This is a genomic window from Mesorhizobium sp. M7A.F.Ca.CA.001.04.2.1, assembly GCF_003998485.1.
GTDB classification, from domain to species: domain Bacteria; phylum Pseudomonadota; class Alphaproteobacteria; order Rhizobiales; family Rhizobiaceae; genus Mesorhizobium; species Mesorhizobium ciceri.
Genome location: NZ_RZQT01000044.1, coordinates 25,682 through 44,785, shown reverse-complemented (window position 1 = coordinate 44,785; position 19,104 = coordinate 25,682). Strand labels below are relative to the sequence as shown.

General features: G+C 54.3%; 18 protein-coding genes and 1 pseudogene. 17 read left to right on the top strand and 2 right to left on the bottom strand.

The genetic code is table 11. The annotated features are described in order from the left end of the window. The 5 genes and pseudogenes from EN955_RS16290 to EN955_RS16270 all read left to right on the top strand — a co-directional run. Positions 1-598, top strand: a pseudogene (locus EN955_RS16290) (Ti-type conjugative transfer relaxase TraA); the annotation flags it as partial. Between the two features lie 127 nt (positions 599-725). After that, a complete protein-coding gene (locus EN955_RS16285) occupies positions 726-941 on the top strand; it encodes an AlpA family phage regulatory protein (protein WP_081714265.1) in 216 nt (71 codons plus the stop codon). A gap of 277 nt (positions 942-1,218) precedes the next feature. Continuing rightward, on the top strand, positions 1,219-2,949 hold the full coding sequence (locus tag EN955_RS16280) for a DUF6538 domain-containing protein (RefSeq protein WP_081714266.1): 1,731 nt from the start codon (positions 1,219-1,221) through the stop codon (positions 2,947-2,949). A 432-nt stretch (positions 2,950-3,381) separates the two neighbouring features. Further along, on the top strand, positions 3,382-4,185 hold the full coding sequence (locus EN955_RS16275) for a hypothetical protein (protein ID WP_024503087.1): 804 nt from the start codon (positions 3,382-3,384) through the stop codon (positions 4,183-4,185). 99 nt (positions 4,186-4,284) lie between these two features. Then, positions 4,285-5,151 carry a hypothetical protein gene (locus EN955_RS16270; protein WP_024503088.1) on the top strand — a complete coding sequence of 289 codons (867 nt, stop codon included), beginning with the start codon at positions 4,285-4,287 and terminating at the stop codon, positions 5,149-5,151. 91 nt (positions 5,152-5,242) lie between these two features. Here EN955_RS16270 and EN955_RS16265 read toward each other — a convergent pair whose 3' ends face one another. Together EN955_RS16265 and EN955_RS16260 are read right to left on the bottom strand one after the other, a co-directional pair. Next, complete coding sequence (locus tag EN955_RS16265) at positions 5,243-6,058, bottom strand: hypothetical protein (RefSeq protein ID WP_024503089.1); 816 nt, start codon at positions 6,056-6,058, stop codon at positions 5,243-5,245. A gap of 129 nt (positions 6,059-6,187) precedes the next feature. Beyond that, positions 6,188-6,502 carry a hypothetical protein gene (locus tag EN955_RS16260; protein ID WP_127218517.1) on the bottom strand — a complete coding sequence of 105 codons (315 nt, stop codon included), beginning with the start codon at positions 6,500-6,502 and terminating at the stop codon, positions 6,188-6,190. Between the two features lie 361 nt (positions 6,503-6,863). On the opposite strand from EN955_RS16260, the gene EN955_RS16255 reads away from it, so the two are divergent. The 12 genes from EN955_RS16255 (at position 6,864) to EN955_RS16195 (ending at position 19,095) form a co-directional block, all read left to right on the top strand. Then, positions 6,864-8,528, top strand: coding sequence for a RecQ family ATP-dependent DNA helicase (locus EN955_RS16255; protein ID WP_081714267.1), 1,665 nt, complete (start codon positions 6,864-6,866; stop codon positions 8,526-8,528). Positions 8,529-8,680: 152 nt separating this feature from the next. Further along, a complete protein-coding gene (locus tag EN955_RS16250) occupies positions 8,681-8,941 on the top strand; it encodes a hypothetical protein (protein ID WP_127218519.1) in 261 nt (86 codons plus the stop codon). A gap of 324 nt (positions 8,942-9,265) precedes the next feature. Then, the gene (hxsB, locus tag EN955_RS16240) at positions 9,266-10,723 is read left to right on the top strand and encodes a His-Xaa-Ser system radical SAM maturase HxsB (protein ID WP_024503093.1); all 1,458 of its coding nucleotides are present in this window, start codon (positions 9,266-9,268) and stop codon (positions 10,721-10,723) included. 1 nt (position 10,724) lies between these two features. After that, a complete protein-coding gene (gene hxsC, locus EN955_RS16235) occupies positions 10,725-11,885 on the top strand; it encodes a His-Xaa-Ser system radical SAM maturase HxsC (RefSeq protein ID WP_024503094.1) in 1,161 nt (386 codons plus the stop codon). A 72-nt stretch (positions 11,886-11,957) separates the two neighbouring features. Beyond that, positions 11,958-12,770, top strand: coding sequence for a hypothetical protein (locus EN955_RS16230; RefSeq protein ID WP_127218521.1), 813 nt, complete (start codon positions 11,958-11,960; stop codon positions 12,768-12,770). Between the two features lie 21 nt (positions 12,771-12,791). Further along, on the top strand, positions 12,792-13,304 hold the full coding sequence (locus EN955_RS16225; RefSeq protein WP_127218523.1) for a hypothetical protein: 513 nt from the start codon (positions 12,792-12,794) through the stop codon (positions 13,302-13,304). Positions 13,305-13,373: 69 nt separating this feature from the next. Further along, positions 13,374-13,853 carry a hypothetical protein gene (locus tag EN955_RS16220; RefSeq protein ID WP_024503096.1) on the top strand — a complete coding sequence of 160 codons (480 nt, stop codon included), beginning with the start codon at positions 13,374-13,376 and terminating at the stop codon, positions 13,851-13,853. A gap of 1 nt (position 13,854) precedes the next feature. After that, on the top strand, positions 13,855-15,084 hold the full coding sequence (locus EN955_RS16215) for a hypothetical protein (protein WP_024503097.1): 1,230 nt from the start codon (positions 13,855-13,857) through the stop codon (positions 15,082-15,084). Positions 15,085-15,335: 251 nt separating this feature from the next. Then, complete coding sequence (locus EN955_RS16210) at positions 15,336-16,337, top strand: hypothetical protein (RefSeq protein WP_024503098.1); 1,002 nt, start codon at positions 15,336-15,338, stop codon at positions 16,335-16,337. Continuing rightward, on the top strand, positions 16,327-17,454 hold the full coding sequence (locus EN955_RS16205) for a hypothetical protein (RefSeq protein ID WP_024503099.1): 1,128 nt from the start codon (positions 16,327-16,329) through the stop codon (positions 17,452-17,454). Before EN955_RS16210 ends, EN955_RS16205 begins: the two co-directional genes overlap by 11 nt. Then, positions 17,451-18,128, top strand: coding sequence for a hypothetical protein (locus tag EN955_RS16200; RefSeq protein ID WP_024503100.1), 678 nt, complete (start codon positions 17,451-17,453; stop codon positions 18,126-18,128). Before EN955_RS16205 ends, EN955_RS16200 begins: the two co-directional genes overlap by 4 nt. Positions 18,129-18,627: 499 nt before the next feature. Next, the gene (locus EN955_RS16195) at positions 18,628-19,095 is read left to right on the top strand and encodes a MucR family transcriptional regulator (protein ID WP_024503101.1); all 468 of its coding nucleotides are present in this window, start codon (positions 18,628-18,630) and stop codon (positions 19,093-19,095) included. Positions 19,096-19,104: the final 9 nt, after the last annotated feature.

Sequence of the window (19,104 nt, the reverse complement as noted above, 5' to 3'; positions counted from 1 at the left end):
GCGCGAAACGGATGCGCCGGTGGACGCGGAAGCTGCGTTGCGCCGCGCTCGCACGAAGGCGCTTGTGCGTCACGCGCGCGCTCTCGACGCTGTTATCGGCAGCGAAAATGCGGACTGGCAGGGCAGTCCCGAGCAGTTGCTCGAATTGAGGGATGCCCGCAGCGCGTTCGAGAAAGTTCGGCCGCATGGCTGGCGCGATGCCGAAGCGGCCTATGTCAAAAATCCCGAGCTGGTCCGTGAGGCGGGCGCCGGCCGCGTCAATCGCATTGTGCTTGCTCTCCAGCTAGAGACGGAAATCCGCACCGGCCTGGACACCGATCCCGGCCGCCGCGCCGACCGTTTCGTGGAACGTTGGCAAAAGCTCGACCGCAGGGGCCAGCATCAATACCAGGTCGGCGACATGTCCGGCTACAAGTCAACGCGGTCAGCCATGTCAGATATGGCCAAAAGCCTCGAACGCGATCCGCAGCTTGAATCCCTCCTTGCCAATCATAAGAAGGCGCTTGGCATCCAAGTCGAATCAGGCCGGCGTCTCGGCGCGGAACTCGCCTTCAATCACGGCATCGGACTCGGGAGGGCGCGCGGCATAGGGATCTGACCCATCCGATTTGCCGCCGATTCCACGTCACCTTACGATGCGGCGGCAATCCGTATTGCGCGGCCGCAGCACCCTGTTCTGTCTGACCACCAGATATCAGAAGCATCTAGCAAGAAGCAGGCCAGGCATGTCAGAACCCGACCGTATCATCCGCCTCACAACCGTCCTTTCCCGTACTGGGCTCTCCCGCTCCACCCTCTACCGCAAGATCGCTGAGGGCACATTTCCTGCGCAGATCAAGATCAGCGTCAACGGTGCCGGATGGCACGAATCCGATATCAACCTGTGGGTAGAGAATCCCGCATCTTGGAGGCCGAGGCGAGAAGGTGGTGGAATCCGATAAATCCCGATGCAAGAGATAGAAAAATGATAGCCGGAGTCGTTGCGATGCAATTTCCTGTGGAAAAGTGGAATCGAACCACAGGTAAAGCTTATAATTGGGTAATTTTGCGGGTATCGGCCATTATTTGCACTGAAGATTTATTAATAAATTCAAAAACATAGACTATCAGTTCGAATCCGCCTCTGGCACCATCACCCTCGCAAGGTGTTGACACAGCTGAAAAACCAGCAAAACTAACTGCTTAGGGCTACCCGAGTGCTACACACAGGTGTTACACATGGTCCTAGCTATGAGCCGTCCAACAAAACATCGTAAGACCGGCGTTTACTGGTTCCGAAAGCGGATGCCAGCCGATATCGCCTTGTTGACCGGCCGCCGAGAAGTCAACAAGACGCTCGGAACGAAGGACCCCGAAGAGGCAAAGCGAAAATTCGCGGAAGTCCTTGCGGAGTACGAACGTGAGTGGGCGCAGCTTCGGCTAGGAAACGGCTCGGTCAATGGAAGCAGCTGGGGTGGTCCTGCCCCTGCTGGTGCAGATTCCCTCACACCGCGCCTCATTACGGACCGTGAGGCGCATCTTCTTGCCACGGCGGTGCACGATGAGTGGCTTGCGAAATTCTACGACAATCCGAGTGAACAGCTCCACTGGCACACCGACCTGTACGAGGGCATGTGGGAAAAGTATCCGTTGCCATCAACTGATCCAGTCGCTGGAGTGGAAGGCATCGCTGATCCCATCCCGGGGACAATGCCAATTGAGAATGTCTTTTGGAAATCGATGAGGGCCAGATGCATTAGCAGGGCTGAGGCCATCCTAGCTGACAATGGCTACAGCGATGATCCTTGGAGCATTCACAAGACAGCACGAGCTGTTGGGGCTGCTCTGCAGCGAGCTAGCTTGACGCTACAAAGGCTCGAACGCGGGGAGTTTGAGCTAGGAGAGCAGCCCGGGCGCCTTCCTCGTTCGGCAAATACTCAGGCAGCAGACGGTCAGTCCTACAAGGCGACGGCTGGGAACTCCGACGCAGCGACGTTGACCGGCCTCGTTGACGGTTGGTGGAAGGAGAGCAAGGCAGCAGGCAGAAAACCGAGCACCTATGAAAGCTATAGAGACGCCTTTGCCTATCTTGCTCGTTTCTTGAAACACAACGACGCATCGACGGTCACGGCTAAGGATGTCATTGCCTTCAAAGATCACCGACTGAGCACACCCTCGCCGAAAACTGGAAAGATGATTTCCGCCAAAACGGTTAAGGATAGCAATCTGTCGGCTCTGAAAGTCGTCTTCGGCTGGGGGGTCGCCAACGGACTTGTCGCTCATAACCCGGCTGTCGGTGTGACCTTGAAGGTCGGAAAGCCTGCTCGCCATAGATCGAAGGGCTTTTCTGATGAAGAGGCGAAGACGATCCTTTCTGGCGCGCTATCTCATCAGCGAGGGCAGGAAAATCCGAAGACATTTGCGGCGAAGCGTTGGGTACCATGGTTGTGTGCATTCACAGGAGCTCGCGTAGGCGAATTGGCCCAGTTGCGGAAGCAGGATGTATCCCTGCGCGGCGACTTCTGGGTCATTCGCATCACCCCTGAGGCCGGAACAGTTAAGACTAATGAAGCCCGCGAGGTACCTCTCCATCAGCAGGTGATAGACCTTGGATTCCCTGCTTTTGTACAAGAGGCTACAAGCGGCCACCTCTTCTTGAACGTCGATTCGTCTGAAAACGTCCGAGGGGCTCTGCGAGGCTTGAAGAACCGGCTCGCCGAGTTTGGGCGGACCTTCGTGCCAGACCCAAATGTGGCGCCGAACCACGGCTGGCGGCACCGCTTCAAAACAATTGGCATGGAAGCCGGTATTCCTCCGCGCATCCTCGACGCAATCCAAGGTCAGGCAGCTCGGACGGTTGCCGACACTTACGGCGAGGTCACACTCAAAACGATGGCCGAGCAGCTTGCCAAGCTACCCTTCTACTCACTTGTTGACGCAAATCAGAATTTAGCGTCGCGGCCACAGTGATAAGCCATTTTCTTTCTGGTGTAGTTTGACGCGCGTTCGCTCCCCTTGTGGGCCACTTCCAGCAGCTTTGCGCATTCCGTCGGCGGTGTGACGGGACCAAGCAATTGCAATTTACCTTGTAGCCACCCTTGCGAATAACCAAGTGACTGCCTATTTCCCCAACTAGACGAATGGCAGCAGCCATCGGCCGAGCGCCGAGTTCTCCTTTGGAGAGCCAAGAAGCTCACGGACTTCGCCGCAGATTTTGCGGTTCAGCTCGGCCAAATCACCACAGATCAATCTGGGGTCGGTGCTGCTGGATTCGTTGTTTTTCCATCTCCATCGATCCCGCTTTTTGCGGAGTAGAAAAATGCCTTGCGATCTAGCTTGTGCAATCTTGGACGCTGTCGCGTTGTCCAAGGAATTTACGGTCGTGAACGCCGGAGGTGCGCAATGAGCGCCAAAGGAAATTCACCAGAACGGAAGCTACCGGTTGCGCTCGAATCAAAAGATAGGTGCCCACCAATCGAAGACTTGCTGAACAACCAAGGTGCCATCAACGGCGCATTGGACACCCTAAGCAACAGCCTCGCTACTCTAGCAACGCAGTATCGCCAGCATTATCGCGAATACCTCGCCGATGGCTATTATTTGGCGTCGGTCATGCGCAAAGATCCCGACACTTGGAGCGATTTCTGTCATAGGCTCGATTGGAACGATGTCGCCGATCGACCCAAAATCAATGAGCCCGAGAGGGCTCTGGAGTACGTGCTCCGCATAGTCTGCGGCCTTGGAAGCAGAACCGGACGACAAAAGGCTTCAAAGCTGAAGTTTGCGCTGCTTGACGCGTGGGAGGCCGAGATTCCACACAGCGAAATACCCGACTGGCTAAAGCAGCGAGGAGGCATCGAGAAGGCTTACAGGGCTAGGCGAGCACGGTTACCCGCCGCAAGGTCAAAGCCAGCCACCGCCAAAGAGCACACGGCTGGCGTGACACCTCATGTCGACGGAAGCGCTCCATATTTGGCTCTCCAGATCTTGGCGAGCGAGGAGCATCTCGCACAAATAAACAAGATCGGGCTTTCGTCTTTTGCTACGCTCTCAGTTCGGCGTTCAGATGGCGACCCCTCCAAATTCGAGATCAGCCTCGTTAAAAAGGGCGGCCCGTATCTTCGCTGGGTCGGGCCTCTGGGGTCAGTTGTAGCACCAAAAAACGTGACAGCACCCACCAACGTGCCAACGCCCATTAGACACTGAAAACGCCGTACCCCACCACCACCTCAATCGTCGAGTGCACAAACCCGTCTTGTGACGCACCATGTGCACTCGACATCACCCCCCATCATGAGATCCATCATGGCTTCCGAACCCATCGTGAAATGGAAGACTTTCGTATCCGCCCATCAACAATTCGACGAAAAAGTGAAGAGATATGCGCTCGGCAAACGAGGGCGTGAGGGCGAGTTCGCTTTGGACGAAGCTATGAGGGAAAACCTCGCAGATCGTTCATCGCTGTCGCTTAAAGCGACAAATTGCCGGGCCAGAATCGAATTCTGCCGTGCCGCCCGCAACGTCATGAAGGCCACAACTAAGCCAATGCCTGAAAGGCCAGCCTACTTTCTGACGCTATCGCCGATCGATTTCGTAACCACCGCTGCCGAAGCAGAGACATACGACTGGTCGGTTCTCCAAGTGTGGGCGGATAAGGTGCTCAAGGGATTTTGCTACTTCGGCATCGTCGATGCAGCTCCGTATGCCAATACCCCAACAGGACGGGAGAAGGTTGTATCGTGGCATATCCACGCCATTGTGTGGGGCGCGAGCCGTGATGAAATGGAGGCGTTTAAGGACTCAGTGAATGAACGGTACGGATCGCTCTTGCCAAATCGCGAGGCAGCGCATGTCCGTGTTCGTAGTAGCTGGAAGGGCCTTCGTCAGAGCCTCATCTACATGCTGAAGGCCCCGCTCAAGACATACCGCGTCTACGCCATCAAAAGCTCCGACAAGCGGCCCACCGGGGAATACCAACAAAAGAAAGATTGGCATAGGTCGGGTGAAGCTGCTGCCGTTTGCCGGTTTATGCACGGCGCGGAGATCGACAAGCTATGCGTCGCCGGACTAGGCGGTCGGGAAGTTTTGGAGCGCACTACGGCTCGGTCCATTTCGACCATCGTTCGGCAGGACGTTGACCGGCTTCATGCCTTGATCCGGGCCGTTGCCTGAGACCGTTTCTTATCCAACTTGGACGCTGCTATGGCGCGAGGAGCCACTTTGGGAACAGTTCGGCGCCAAGTCTCGGAACTCTGAGCAGCAGTCAGCTGCCGTCCTCAAAACGCTTGAGCTTCTCCAGCACGAAATCATTGGGCCGAACCAAAAAGGGAATTTCGTTTGCAGTAGCGCGTCCTTTGAGGACCTCAGCGAAAGCGGTGGCTTGTGCAATTTGCTCACCATCACACGCATCGCGGGGAAGCACGGTACGGCAATCAAAGAATGAACTGGCGAGATCACCTTGGCCTCCTACTTTCGTCGACCCGGTTGCAATCAGATCATCGTTGAGGGCAATGTTGATCTCGGCTTTCCGTAGCCGTGTCTCGGTGGCGGCGAATAGGCCAGCTTTCCCACACACCCTTAGGAATCCGATACCATCTTTGATCTCAACGTCATCACGCGCGCGTTCACGAAGGCGACCTAAGGCATGGGCGGAAGCGTGTGCGACAAGGACCCCAAGCCTGACATCGGTGCCGGACCGCCCAATCTTGAGATAATGACACTGAATGGTGACGCCGGTTTCTAGGCCGGTGAGTGCTTCCATTGGATGGTCGTCGGCTAGCAGCGTGGTAAACATAATTTCGCAGGCTCTTTTGCCAGCAAAGAGGGTGATGTCGACAAAAGCTCCCTTGTCGGCTTCGGGTATGGACTTGAGGCGGTCTCCTACAGCTTGCAGCAAGGCCACACGTTTAACTGGAGACCCCTCTAAATTTAGACTACCGGCCAACCATTTCACTGCTGGCCACCACTCCTTTTCGTTACCATTCGAAATTGCTACGGCGCCGATTAACTCGCGTCGCTTTATCTCTCGCCCAACCTGACGAGCGAAAATGCGGCCTTCCGTTGTGATAGATTTGGCCATAGATGCCCCTAAGCCGATGCGAACAACCGCTCCCGGAGATACCACGCGACGGCGTTCAACACGTTGCCTTCCCAAAACCATTCGACGGTATAGGGTCGAGAGACCTGCCCCAAAGCGGACCAAGCGTTTTCATTGGCCGCAGAACGCGAACTGTTTGATCGTATACGTGGTCTCAGAAACCTTCGTCAGGTTTCCCGACCCGACATCGTAGAAGCGCCGGACGCACGTGTCGTACTTGTCATTGCTGGTGTCCATCCAATCCGCTTGCAGGAGAGTGCTGTCGATACCGTAGCGGAGTTGAAGCTGATAGTTGTCCTCGCCGCCGAGTGGAAAATCGACCACCCTGCCATCACGGCCATCGATCAGAAACGCGAAAATGCACGACGTGCCACAGCCAATTTCGATCATTGTAAAGTGGCCGCCGTAGTTCGGGCCGGACTTCATACCGTTCCGAATCCTCGTCTTGAATTGGGCAGCGGAGCCCGCAAATTTTGGCAGGGCTGACTTCCCTTTGAGATACATTTTTGTGGGATAGTCGCCGAATTTGGGTTGCCGCTGCCGGTGGGACCGCGAGGAAAATGGCGGCCAATAACGCTGAAATCAGTTTCATCATGCTGCCCAAATCCCCTTACGGAACGGCAATGCCTCCGGTCACTAAACCTGTCAAGAGTTTCCTACACCCGGTTTTAACTGAGACCTCTCACTATTCCGCGTAGACTTGCGATGCTTTCGAGGGAACTACCCTGCCACCTGCTAATTACAATCGGGGAATTTTGATCTGAACGTGCCATCCAGTAGCTGGTCCATGATCCGGCAGCAGGTTTTGCACCGTGACGGCTATTGCTGTGTGTCCTGCGGCATCAGGCTCAAGTCGGCGGATGCCGACGTTCACCATTTGCTCCCTCGCTCGATGGGCGGAACCGACGAGATGTCGAACTTGGTCACGCTCTGCGACGGCTGTCACGCGCGCCATCACCCAAACTTGGCTGGTGGTCTGGCAAGACGGGCGATTGAGAGATGGGCCGTGAGGCTCGCGAGATGGGTGGACCGCGAAGGAGTGGTGACCGAAGCCACAGGTAACTTCGGACCTGCTCTACGCCTGTTTGGGCTGCAGCGATTTCGTCACGGTCAGTTGCCGATCATATTGGCGGCGCTTTCGGGAAAATCCGTGTTAGTCGTCAGTCCCACAGGTTCCGGCAAAACCCTATGTTTTCAGCTTCCCGCGGTGCTTAGGCGTGGCGTCGCCCTTGTTGTTTCTCCCTTGAAGGCGCTGATGTCCGAACAGGTGTCCGACCTTCTAGCCAAGAAAATACCGGCAACGTTCATCAACAGTGATCTCAGCCGCGAAGAGAAGGAGACCCGCTTTTCTCTGCTTGGCCTCAAGGCCATAAAGCTCCTCTATGTTGCGCCGGAGCGGTTTTTTGTTCGTAGCGACGCCGAGCGCAACCAGCTTAAGCGGAGCGAACCGTCCTTTTTGATCATAGACGAGGCCCATTGCGTTGACCGCTGGGGTGAGGACTTTCGCCCCGAGTACGGGCGCTTACGCGAGGTTCGGGAAAAGCTCGGTGCTCCCCCAGTCTTGGCTTTCACAGCTACTGCTGGAAAGGAAATGCAGGACCGGATTCTCGCCTCGCTTGGCATCCCGGATGCAAAGGTGTTCGTCCGCGATGTGGATAGGCCAAACATCGCGATGTTGCGACGGCATTGCCGATCTGAACAACGGGCGCAGGAAATAGCATCCATGCTGGCGCTGCCCCAGTTGAAGGGGCAGAAGGCAATGATTTTCGTCCCTACGGTAAAAGTGGGTGACGAACTGCGGACTGCTTTGTCGGCGATGGGGTTGGACATCCCATTCTATCATTCCAAGCTGGGAACTGCATGGGAGAGGCAGGAACTCGTGAAGCGCTTCTTGGGGCAGAGCCGCCCAGTGGTCGATCAGATTGTCTGCACCAACGCCTTTGGCATGGGCCTCGACGTTCCTAACGTGCGGCTGGTGGTGCACTGGCAACAATCAGCATCTGTTGAAGACCTGTTGCAGGAGTTTGGCCGCGCTGGAAGAGATGGGAAGCCGTCGGTCTCGGTCATGTTCCACGACGGTAAAGGTCGAGGTGATACGGGACGCCTCAAATTCATGGCCGAGATGACTGTCTCGAATGCACCGGGGGATGAGCACCAAAAAGCGGTCATGCTGGAGCAGCGGACCCGGAACATCGATCAAGTGGCCGGGATGCTCCGCTCGACTTCTTGTCTTCGTAAGTCGATCCGCAACTATTTCGGCGATAGCGAGGCACGGCACAAACTGAGCCTTGCAGAGCGGATCCTTGAATGGGTTTTTGGAACACGTGCGCCGAGAACCCACCACACCGCTTGCTGCGATAGCTGCGACTCCGCAACAATCAAAAAGCACGGCGCGATAGCTTATGTTGCGCGGGTCATGGGAGCTGAATTCTCGCGTTCAGGGCGAAAATGACGATCGATTGCGCTCAGAAGACGGAACCCGGCAACTCCCGCAATACAGTATTTGGTGGAACATTGTTGATATCTTAAGCACGTCTCCACAATCGGTACTTGTCCGGCTTGGCCCGTTTTGCTAATGAGTCCGTACAAACGGGGGTTTGGATAATGTCGAAGCGCAATTTTCTGTCACCAATGGCCTTGTCGGCCACGATGATTCTCGGCGGCCAAGTTCAGGCTGCAGTCCTTGTCGAATCGGCAAATCAGCCTTCGGCCAAGCTCGCTGAAGCTGGCACTGTTCCGGCGGACCTCGGCTACGGTGAGGTGCTCGACCGCTCAAATGGTACGGACGTTATCATGGCGTACCACACCAGCCATTCGAGCCATGCTAGTCACGGGTCTCACTGCTCTGGCTACAGCTATTGTTGATGGCGGACACTTCTCGCGATAGCGAGCTCGTCCAGACTGCCCAAGTCAAGTTTGATCTGTCAGTCTTCAGCCTCGACTGTGTGAAGCGCGCAGCGTATCGGGTAACTGGAAACGCTGCGGTTGAGATCACGATCGAAGGCGGCTTCGCAGTATGCACGATCAACTTCAGTAAGGCGGCCGCGCGAGCTGCGGCCGACGCAGCGATAGAAAGGCTGCGGCTAGAGGTCTTGGATCAGGACCTGCGTAGCAGCATCGCCGCCGAAACCGCCACGGTTAGAAACGCTATACTGGCGCTGGCGTTTTCCAGATCGGGCCTACAGTCCGATGACTAAGTTTGCTCCGGCAACTGAGTTCCAACGACCGTTGGACGACACATACCAGCTCGCGTACTTCCGTTTTTCCCAGTTGGATGACGAGCGGTATATGCTGACCAACCAAGCGGGCGAATATCTGGTATTGCCGCGCGCCGTGCTGGCTTCGTTTGTCAAGCACGAGCTTCCCAGCACACACCCCGCTTACTCCCGCCTGCGCAGCAGGCAGTTCCTCTTTGATGCATCCTCCAATATCGGCAAGGAGCTGCTGGCGCTTAAGGTTCGGACCAAGGCAAAGAGGCTGGAGAACTTCACATCGCTTCATATAATGGTCGTGTCTTTGCGGTGCGAGCACTCCTGCCCTTACTGTCAGGTATCCCGTCAAAGCGAAGATCGTTCAGCCTTCGATATGTCAGAGGAGACTGCCGAGAAGGCGTTGGCGCTCATTTTCCAGTCTCCAAGTCCGGCTATCAAGATCGAGTTCCAAGGCGGCGAGCCGCTTCTGAATTTCCCGTTGATCCAACACGTCGTGCATCGGGCTGAAGCGATCAACAAGGTCGCCGGGCGGTCGCTGCAATTCGTTATCACGACGAACCTCGCTGTCGTTACGGACGAAATCTTGGAGTTTTGCTGCGAGCACAGCGTCCTAATTTCTACGTCGCTTGATGGTCCGGCCATTCTTCACAATGCCAGTCGACCACGCCCGGGAAAGAACAGCTATGAATTGGCTGTGGCAGGTATCCACAAGGCCAGACTGGCTCTCGGCCATGGACGCGTCAGCGCACTTATGACGACGACCAAAGCCAGCCTTCCACTGGTGCGCGAGATCATTGACGAATACGTGCGGCTAGATTTCCCCGGAATATTCCTTCGGCCGCTTTCTCCTTACGGCTTCGCGGTCAAGACGAAATCGTACGCTGCCTATGACGTGGACCACTGGCTCGACTTCTACTTCGACGGGCTGAATTACATCCTCGAACTGAATCGGAAAGGCATTCCTTTCAAGGAGTTTTACGCGGCCACCATCCTTACAAAAATGCTCACGCCTTTCGAGCCGGGATATGTGGACCTGATGAGCCCGGCAGGCATCGGTATCTCCGCCGTTGTCTATAACTATGACGCCAGCGTCTACGCATCCGACGAAGCGCGCATGTTGGCTGAGATGGGCGACAAGACATTTCTGCTCGGGAACGTCCACGAAAACACGTATGCGGAGATTTTCGGGTCTGACGCTCTCCTCGATCCTATCGAGCAGTCTTTTGCAGGCTCCGTACCGATGTGCGCCGACTGCGCTTACGAACCGTTCTGTGGCTCCGATCCGGTGTTCCACACCGCAACGCAGGGCGACTTTGTTGGCCTCAAAACGCGGTCGGGATTCTGCAATCGCAACATGTCGATCTTCAAGAGGCTGATCGACCTTATGGAGAGGGACGTTACCGCCCGAGAACTCTTTCTAAGTTGGGCGAATTAGGATGTTGCGACTGAGTGGCTTCGCTGCGTCAGCAAGCGTCGGTGATTTCTCACAGCGAGTGGCACTTAGGCTCGTGACGGGCCAAGCTGATCAAGCGCCCAACCCGGAGCATGATGCGTATCTTTTCAAGGGGCAGGCGTTACATCCTGAATGCCAGTGGGTTGTCACCTTTGAGGAGCACCGGCCGGAGGCTGAGCGACTGTTTTCAGACCGACGACTAGTCGTTCTGCCCCACGAATTCGACTACCTCAGCGAGGGAGACGTTATCCGCTTTGTCCCGGATCGGAAGGCAGTGCGTGTCCTGTTCAGAAAGGGTGCCAACGCGAACTATTTCCTCGTAACGGAGCGGTGCAACCACCTGTGCTTGATGTGCTCCCAGCCACCCAAAGACGTTGACGATCGCTGGTTGGCGCGGGAGATTTTGGATGTGCTGCCCTTGCTGCCCGCAACGACCCCGTTTCTCGGGATCACTGGCGGTGAGCCGACGCTGGTGGGTGAGGACTTTTTTGACATTTTGTCATCAGCTCGTGACCACCTTCCTTCTACGCCGGTTCATATTCTTTCCAATGGCCGGACATTTAAGGACAAGGCCTTCTCGCATCGCTATCAAGCAATCGGGCATCCTCGTCTTTCCGTTGGCATACCGATCTACTCAGCGGACCCGGAAGTGCACGACTATGTGGTTCAATCCAAAGGCGCTTTCGATGAGACCATCCGCGGGATCATGAACCTGAAGTCCGTCGGGGCTGAGGTTGAGATACGAGTTGTCGTTCACAAGCAGACCTATGAAGGTCTCGCCGACCTGTCAGATTTCATTTTTAGAAACCTCACCTTCGTAGACCACGTGACGTTCATGGGGCTGGAGATCACTGGCTTCACAAGGGCAAATATGGATAAGCTCTGGATAGACCCGTACGACTATCGAAGTGAGTTGCGGGCGGCTGTGCAATATCTGGCTGCGGCTAGGATCAATGTTTCAGTCTACAATCACCAGCTCTGTCTTCTTGATGGCTCCATCCATCAGTACGCAAAACGCTCGATCAGCGATTGGAAAAATGAATACGCCGATGAGTGCAGAGGTTGCTCCCTACGCAATAAGTGTGGCGGCTTCTTTTCATCCAGCAGCCTCGCAAAGAGCTCTCACATCGCGGCGTTCCAATAATAGAACACCGATGTGCATCGGGACTTTCACGAAACCCGATTCAAAAGCTAAGGCCGTCCAATGCGAAGCTACTTGAGAAACTTTCTCGCGCTAATTGTCATCCTCAGCTTCACGACAGCGTCAATCGCAGATGATTTCAATGCCATTCTATTCGGTCATTCAGTCGAAATTTACGGCGAGGCCGAGGAGACGATGCACCTTGATGGAAAGCCGACCATTACAGACGGTAGACTCACAATCGACGAAATCACAATTGTGAACGGAATTCCAACATTGGTCGGCAACAGCCTGTCCGGCGGCAACGCTTGCGAAGGCTCACCCTTCATTGTTTCGTTCCCCCCTAGCGGCCAGCCTCGCATTGACGGGCCGATCGAGGGAGCCGACTGCGCCTTGGTAACCCGCAAGGTTGAAGACACTGCGATTACTTTTTCCACAGCTCCAAGTGCCGGAAGGGTAGGCAAGATATGGGTCTGGACGCCCTCCGCTGGCCTTGCTGAGCAGGCGTCCGTTGAAATGCAGCCTGATTTGACTAAGGGCTTCGCGACCTTGCGAGAGCGCACTGTCAAACACCCGTCTGACCTTTTCAGCTACGGGGAAATTAGCAGTGCCATCAGCGACCTCCTCGGCCCCGACCTCGGTGCCTACCGGGAAACGCTTGATGGGACGGGCTCCGGCAAATTCGTCGGCGACGACTATGTAGGAACGGCTTGCACCCCGCATATGTGCGGCCTTCAGGAGGCATTGGTTTTCGTGTCCGCAAAAGAACATCGCGTCTACGCGGCGTGGAAACCGGATCAAAAGAAGATAGAAGTCCGGCCGCCTCTAGATGATTGGCCGGACAAGGCTCGGGTCGAACTGGCAACGTGGGCGCGAAAATGGATGTAGCTCGGATTTGAGGTGATAATCTTGCAGCTGAGATATCCGTTAGCCTTTACAATCGCGGCCTGCGTCGTTTGCGGTCCGGTATTGGCCCAATCAGCCATGGAACACCACCTCTGGCAAGATAAGCGTAAATTCGATCCCTATAGTCGTACGGCAGAGTCAATCACCGGAACGATACGGCTCTCGGGAAATCCAGATTTCGCCATCCCGGGCAGCAAGCTGGCGATCACATTCGGAAACGGCAAAAAAGTTGGTCTGACCTCGGTGGGCGCATCTTGGCGTCAGTGGGACGAAACGGGCGATAAAAAAGCGACCGCGGAAGTTTTCAAATTGTCGCGGGATCCGGGTGCTCTTAGAAACGGCAACACGCTTTGCGGTGATCCGAAATCTGACCCAGCCCAGTACGTCGTGTTTTTCGAAAGATCGTCGTCTGGTGGTCCCCTGCTGCTTGGGATGGCGGTCTTTGGATCGAAAGACACTCCGCACGACATCAATAGCCCAAACCTCTGCGGCACTTTCAATTATTCTACAGACTGAACCGGCCGTCTGGCCGATTGGGGCCGCTGCGAGTGATTAGAGTGCTTTGGAGTATCATTGGGGACGACTATGAAGTTTTTCAGGTACGTATCTGCAGTCTTGGCCATCGCTATCTCCGCTTCAGCAGGATGGGCCGATGACCACGATCCCATCTACTACGGAAGTCGGGCCGGTATGCAGCTTACCACAGTGTCGACGGAAGGCATCGGCACGGCAAACGCCAAGATTCACGTACGGCACACGCCCAAGGATGCCAAAGCCTTCTGTGTCCAATATAACTCGGACTACTCGATGGCTTGCGTCAAGCAGACAATGGCTTTGGTCAAAATCGACGATTATGTGACCGGTAATTGCGTCAAACGGACTTGGTTGGATCTATCGAACGAAAAGTTCGCGTTCCTCGGCCCCGCCAAGAAGTCAGACGAAATGATCGCCGATTACGCTATAAAGCGCGTCAAAACTGGCGAGATTCTCGACGGCACAACGGCTTCGGGATACTGGGTCGAGCTCGGCATTTTCCAGCACCTCTGTCCCGGAATTGCGAAGTAACATGCGTTGGAGGCTTTGCGCGTCGCTTTCGCTCGGCATCTTTCTCGGTCTAGCCGGGATGGTGCAAGCTGCCGAGGTGAGGTTTGTCGGGAAGGTCGAGCACAAAGGAAGTGAGGCGGTAGGTTTTCGACTTGAAGGCGAGATCAATGATACTGACTCCGCTAGCGTCAAGGTCGCATTGGCGAAAGCCGGGATCTCAAATGATGGCGAGGTCTGGCCAAGAATTGTCGTCGAACTCAACAGCTCGGGTGGATCTTATCAGGCTGGGCTCGACTTAGCGCTGCTCTTCCGCAGGTTAGGGCTGGCGACAGTTGTCAAATCTGGAGACCATTGTTTTTCCGCCTGTGCGCTGGCTTTCCTTGGCGGCACTCAGCGGGCAACGGATCCGACACCAGCCCCCGAGGATGGACCTATCCCGGACCAGCTTCCGGATCGTTCAATCGCACGTGACGCCTTGCTTGGTTTCCACGCTCCGTATCTCGCCCTGAGCGGGTCTTCATACACTGCTGACAACGTCTCAGAGGCGTATACCGCTGCTGTCTTGGGAATTTCGCGGTTTATAGCCACTGCCGACCATTTGTATGTGTCTACCGCCGAATTGCCGAAACTTCTCAAACCGACACGAGATGACCTCTATATGGCGGACAACGTTGATGCGGTCAGATTTCTAGGAATCGACTACATCGACTATGCCCTGCAGATTCGCGACCTTAAGGGCATTACACCATCGATGATCCTGAACGCCTGCGTAAATCGATACTACCATCTCCGAGGGCGAAGCAGCCTCGCCGGGTACGGAATGGCAGCCTCTGTCAGAGAAGAATTTGTCGAAGGCTCGAAACTCCTTGAGAATGGTGAGGAGAAGGAGGTCTTCGGCGTCCGGCGCATCAAGTACGGCGAGCGTTCAACAAATGTGGTGTTCACACCGATAGCGAAAACCGACGATGGTAGAAGTTTTGTCTGGTGCCTGTTTGGTCCCGTCGGATCTGATGCCACAACGATCTACAAGCCCGCCGGAACGGTTGAGGAGCTGTTTGCAGAACTGAGGAACGGAAGCGGGCAATGGTGGGAGTTCTCCAGCTCGCAAACAACTATGAAAATTGGTCATACCGACCCGATTGAAACAATGATGCGGGTCCTCGACATGGTACCGCCCGAGACAAAACTAAATGACGTTGGCAAGATTGTGGGGCAGTACCAAGCAGATGAAATGAATATCCCGTCGCCATAAACAGCGGCAAATGATAGCAATCTTTTCAACCTGCAGGGGCCGGTCAATAGGAGCGGGCCAATAACGTTCCGACATTACGTATACCAGATAATTACGAGCCGACTCAACACTTCGACCGAGTAGTCAAAGAGGCCTTTTCCTTTCGGTTGACAGGTGCTCTTTAACGACCACACCCAACAAAGCAGGAAACCTGTAATATTGGCTCGGAGAGTGCTACACAACGGAGATTCGCATGTGGGAGCAGGATAGGCATGGGTGAGACTGCGGGTATAGCGCAAATTGCAGAGATAATTTCCGACCAGATTTTTGCCGAGTTTCTCTGGACAAAAATTGGACCAGTCAACGTTGATTTCAAATGCGATAATTACGAGAGCCACAAGGTAGCTACGCATCCAACCGATGTCGTCTTTTATTACGATGAGCCTTACGACGACGTTACAACCTATGTTCAATGCGATCTCAAGAGCTACGCTGCCGCTTCGATCGGGCGGTCACAAATCGAGAAAGCCATTGTTAGCCTTTCCGCTCAGGTCGCTTGCGCAGAGATAAGCGCCGAGTGGCAAGAGCGATATGTGCACAAGCACAAGGACTTCTCAGTCTCAGGTCTCCTATTCATCTACAATCATGACGGAGGGTACGATCGGACATTTAGTGATAACCTTGAGAAATTGGACTTTGACGACCTACACACTCCCAAGAATGGAAAATTGGTCGTTCTTGGTCCCGCCGAAATTCATTGGCTCAATAATGTCAGCCAAGAAATACTACGAATGAGAGGGAGATCAGGGGCGGCGCGACTACCAGATCGAGGAGCTTGCTCTTTTTTTTACCCGCAGACGGTGCGCCGTGCACAGCTCCGCGGAAAACAGCGATGCGCCGCGTCGTTGGAAATGCTTACCGGCCCGTGGATTATTTTGCAATATGACGGAAACAGCGAGAGAAAAGCGGGGTTGGTGGTGTTTTACAGACCACCCGGTGAAACGGTTGATGAATTCCTCTACCTATTGGATTATATGCGCCAGCATGGATTGTTTGACCTTGAGCGTCAAATATTCATTCGCTCTATAGACAAAGCGGGCACGTCGCTACAAAATTTTCAAAAGGCACGGCTTCATTATATAGAAGCTATGGGCGCGACCGATGAAGGGAAGAATAGCCTATTGGACGTCTTAAATAACATACGATTCGAGCTGATAAACAATGTAATATCGACATTCTCCGAGATCCAGATAGGAATGTCATATGACGGATAAATTGCCTTTTTTGGCAGCTACAGACAAAGATATATTTGACTTGCTCATGTCATCTAAGGGGAGAATGAGCGAAGGTGTGCTACGTGGAATCGCGCTAACCCGAGGAATTATCTATTCTCCCAAAACTGACCGAGAGCGGCTTGCCAGTGATATTTCCATCCTGCCTCATGATTTTGCCTCGTTGACCAAACTGATCGAGAGACGCGAATATCAGAATAGAAACGAGAAGAGGGCTTACGTGGACGTGCTTGTGTCTCTTACTCATGACGAGATTAGTGAAGTCGTGCGAAGTTATAAGGAAGAGTTTGCAGGTGAGGATGAGTTGACCACTCAGCAACGGAGATTGAGAGAAGTCCAGCTGAATGTCGCATACGATGAAATAGACTATTCGAAGACAAGATTAATACAGAGGCAACGAAGAGACGCAAACATCGAGTTTATCTTGGAGAGTGATCGAACTACGATAAGGATGCCTGCAACGGAAAAGGCGAGAGGTGTCGTTGATCGATTGATTAAAAAGATTAGTCAACTTAAGCTTCAGTCTCTTACACCTAAGGATTTGTCACTGGATGGATTGACGGCGGATCAACGGACTACTTTTTTTATGAGTATGCTTCGAAATATTCCCGGATACCAGTTGCAGACGGTCGTTAGCATAAAATGCGCATCGGGCGACGATGACGTCGGCGAAGACCTTGAGATGGATATCGAAGAGAAGGAGCGCGCGGTCGAGAGCGAAATCGTCGGCAAAATAAACAGCGTCGCTCTAAGCGGTATGAACCTCTTGCAGTCTGAGGAATATCAGTCGCTCAAAAAGAATGGGTTTTTCATCACAGCGGTAACTTGGAGGGCGCTTCAAACAGAGAGGCCTAATGATCTCATGCAGTTCGACGTTTCATTTGACGAGCCTCGCCAAGGCAAAGGTTTTAAATTTGGGGTCAGGATCGCTCGGCGACTGACTGACGGAACTCCCACTTCCGACTTCAAACCCCTTGACCCAAATAGGCAGCCCGCGCTTTGGAGTCTGGTGGAGCGCACATCGGCAAACGCACTCGATGAGATTATTGCTTCAGGAGCTCCCGTTCAAGAACCCGCTGAAAGAGTGACAGCGGCATGACCCGGCGTAGATGGCTCCGTGTCCGCTGGCCTTTCGATATGAGAACATTGGCGGAGAGGCTGAGAGCAATACCCTTCACGGCTGCAACACAAAACGGCTTCATTTTGGATCGGGTGCGGCCCAACTCTTTGGAGGGGCGGTTTATCGAGCGCCAAGATATCAGTCAGATTGTGGAGAGTCCCTTAGGAGAGAAAGTTGTTTATGAAAGAACCGAGTTTCGGGGCATTGGCTTCGCGGTTAACCCATCATATTCGGACCTCGAAATCATAAATCCGCCTAGGAGCATGAGTTTATTTTTGTCGCGCCTTGGGGAAGCTTGCAATTTCGAAGTGTCTGTCAGCGAAATTAAGGTAGATGTTATTAGATGGTGCGAGCTTTTCTCGAAGGAGACAAACAGGGACATAAAAATAGTTAGCTGCCAGATGCGAGATATCAAGCTCACTGAAAGTGTTATGGCAACGGCGATTTTAAGAGGTGCCAATGACGTTCGTCTAGCTGCTGATAAATTGACGAATGGCGCTTCATATACGAACGACAAAATAAGAGTTCAGATTGAGGGCTCACCGATTAACACCCTCATCCTTACCAGACAGGGTTCGGCGAGCATTGATAAGAGCGCGTCTGAACCCCTGCTCGAAGCACTGCGGAGATCCCTACGCTATTCATTAGATTGAGAAGGTTTGACAGGCCCATAGGTGACTGAACACCGCTTCAACGAACGGACGCTGTTCGGCCAGCACCGCCCATATGCGCAAGTCAACCACGAGAGACGAGAACATGTCACTTTAGGGTATGCCCTGAGGTGACGTAACATGATCGGCCGCCAACAATGTAACATCTCGGTTGGCATCGGGTATTTGTGACAACGTAGCCGTGAGCCTAAACCTCGAAGTGACAACCATTTTCTACGCCCGCGTCAGCGCGCAGGCCCGACGGCCGTGAAGGGCATAAGGGCGCAACCGCCGTTGCGCCGCCCCAAAGCGGTGACGGCGCTCAATGCGGGGCCTGTAGGGCTGCCCCACGCCTTCGTTTCGGCGCGCCCGGCTACTCATGTGGTAACGCTGAAATTCACCAATCGACGATTCTCCGGACCTTTGGCCTTGGCGTGCAGTAATTGCGCTTTCTGAACTTCCCGAATAGGAACGAGATGGGGCAAACAAGAGGTTGAATCGCATGAACAACGCAAGCGAGCAGACGCGCACGGACCTGTTGGAACTGACCGCAGACATTGTCGCCGCCTATGTCCAGAACAACGCGACGCCGGTGGCCGGTCTCCCGGATTTGATCGCCAGCGTCAATTCTGCGTTGTCGAACCTAGTCCAGCCGGTTGAGCCACCGACGCCAATGCTCACGCCAGCGGTGAACCCCAAGAAGTCGGTGTTCCCCGATTACATTGTGAGCCTTGAGGACGGGCGCAAATTCAAATCTATGAAGCGTCACCTTGGTTTGCTCGGCATGACGCCCGACCAGTACAGAACCAGATGGGGTCTGGCGAAAGACTATCCTATGGTGGCACCTAGCTATGCGGCTCAGCGGTCGGCCCTTGCAAAATCTTCTGGCCTAGGTCGCAAGACCGTTGCAGCAGCACCTTCAAAGAAGGTCCAAACAAAAAAGCCCGCTCCTAGGCGGCCAAAGTCCTGAGGTGATTAG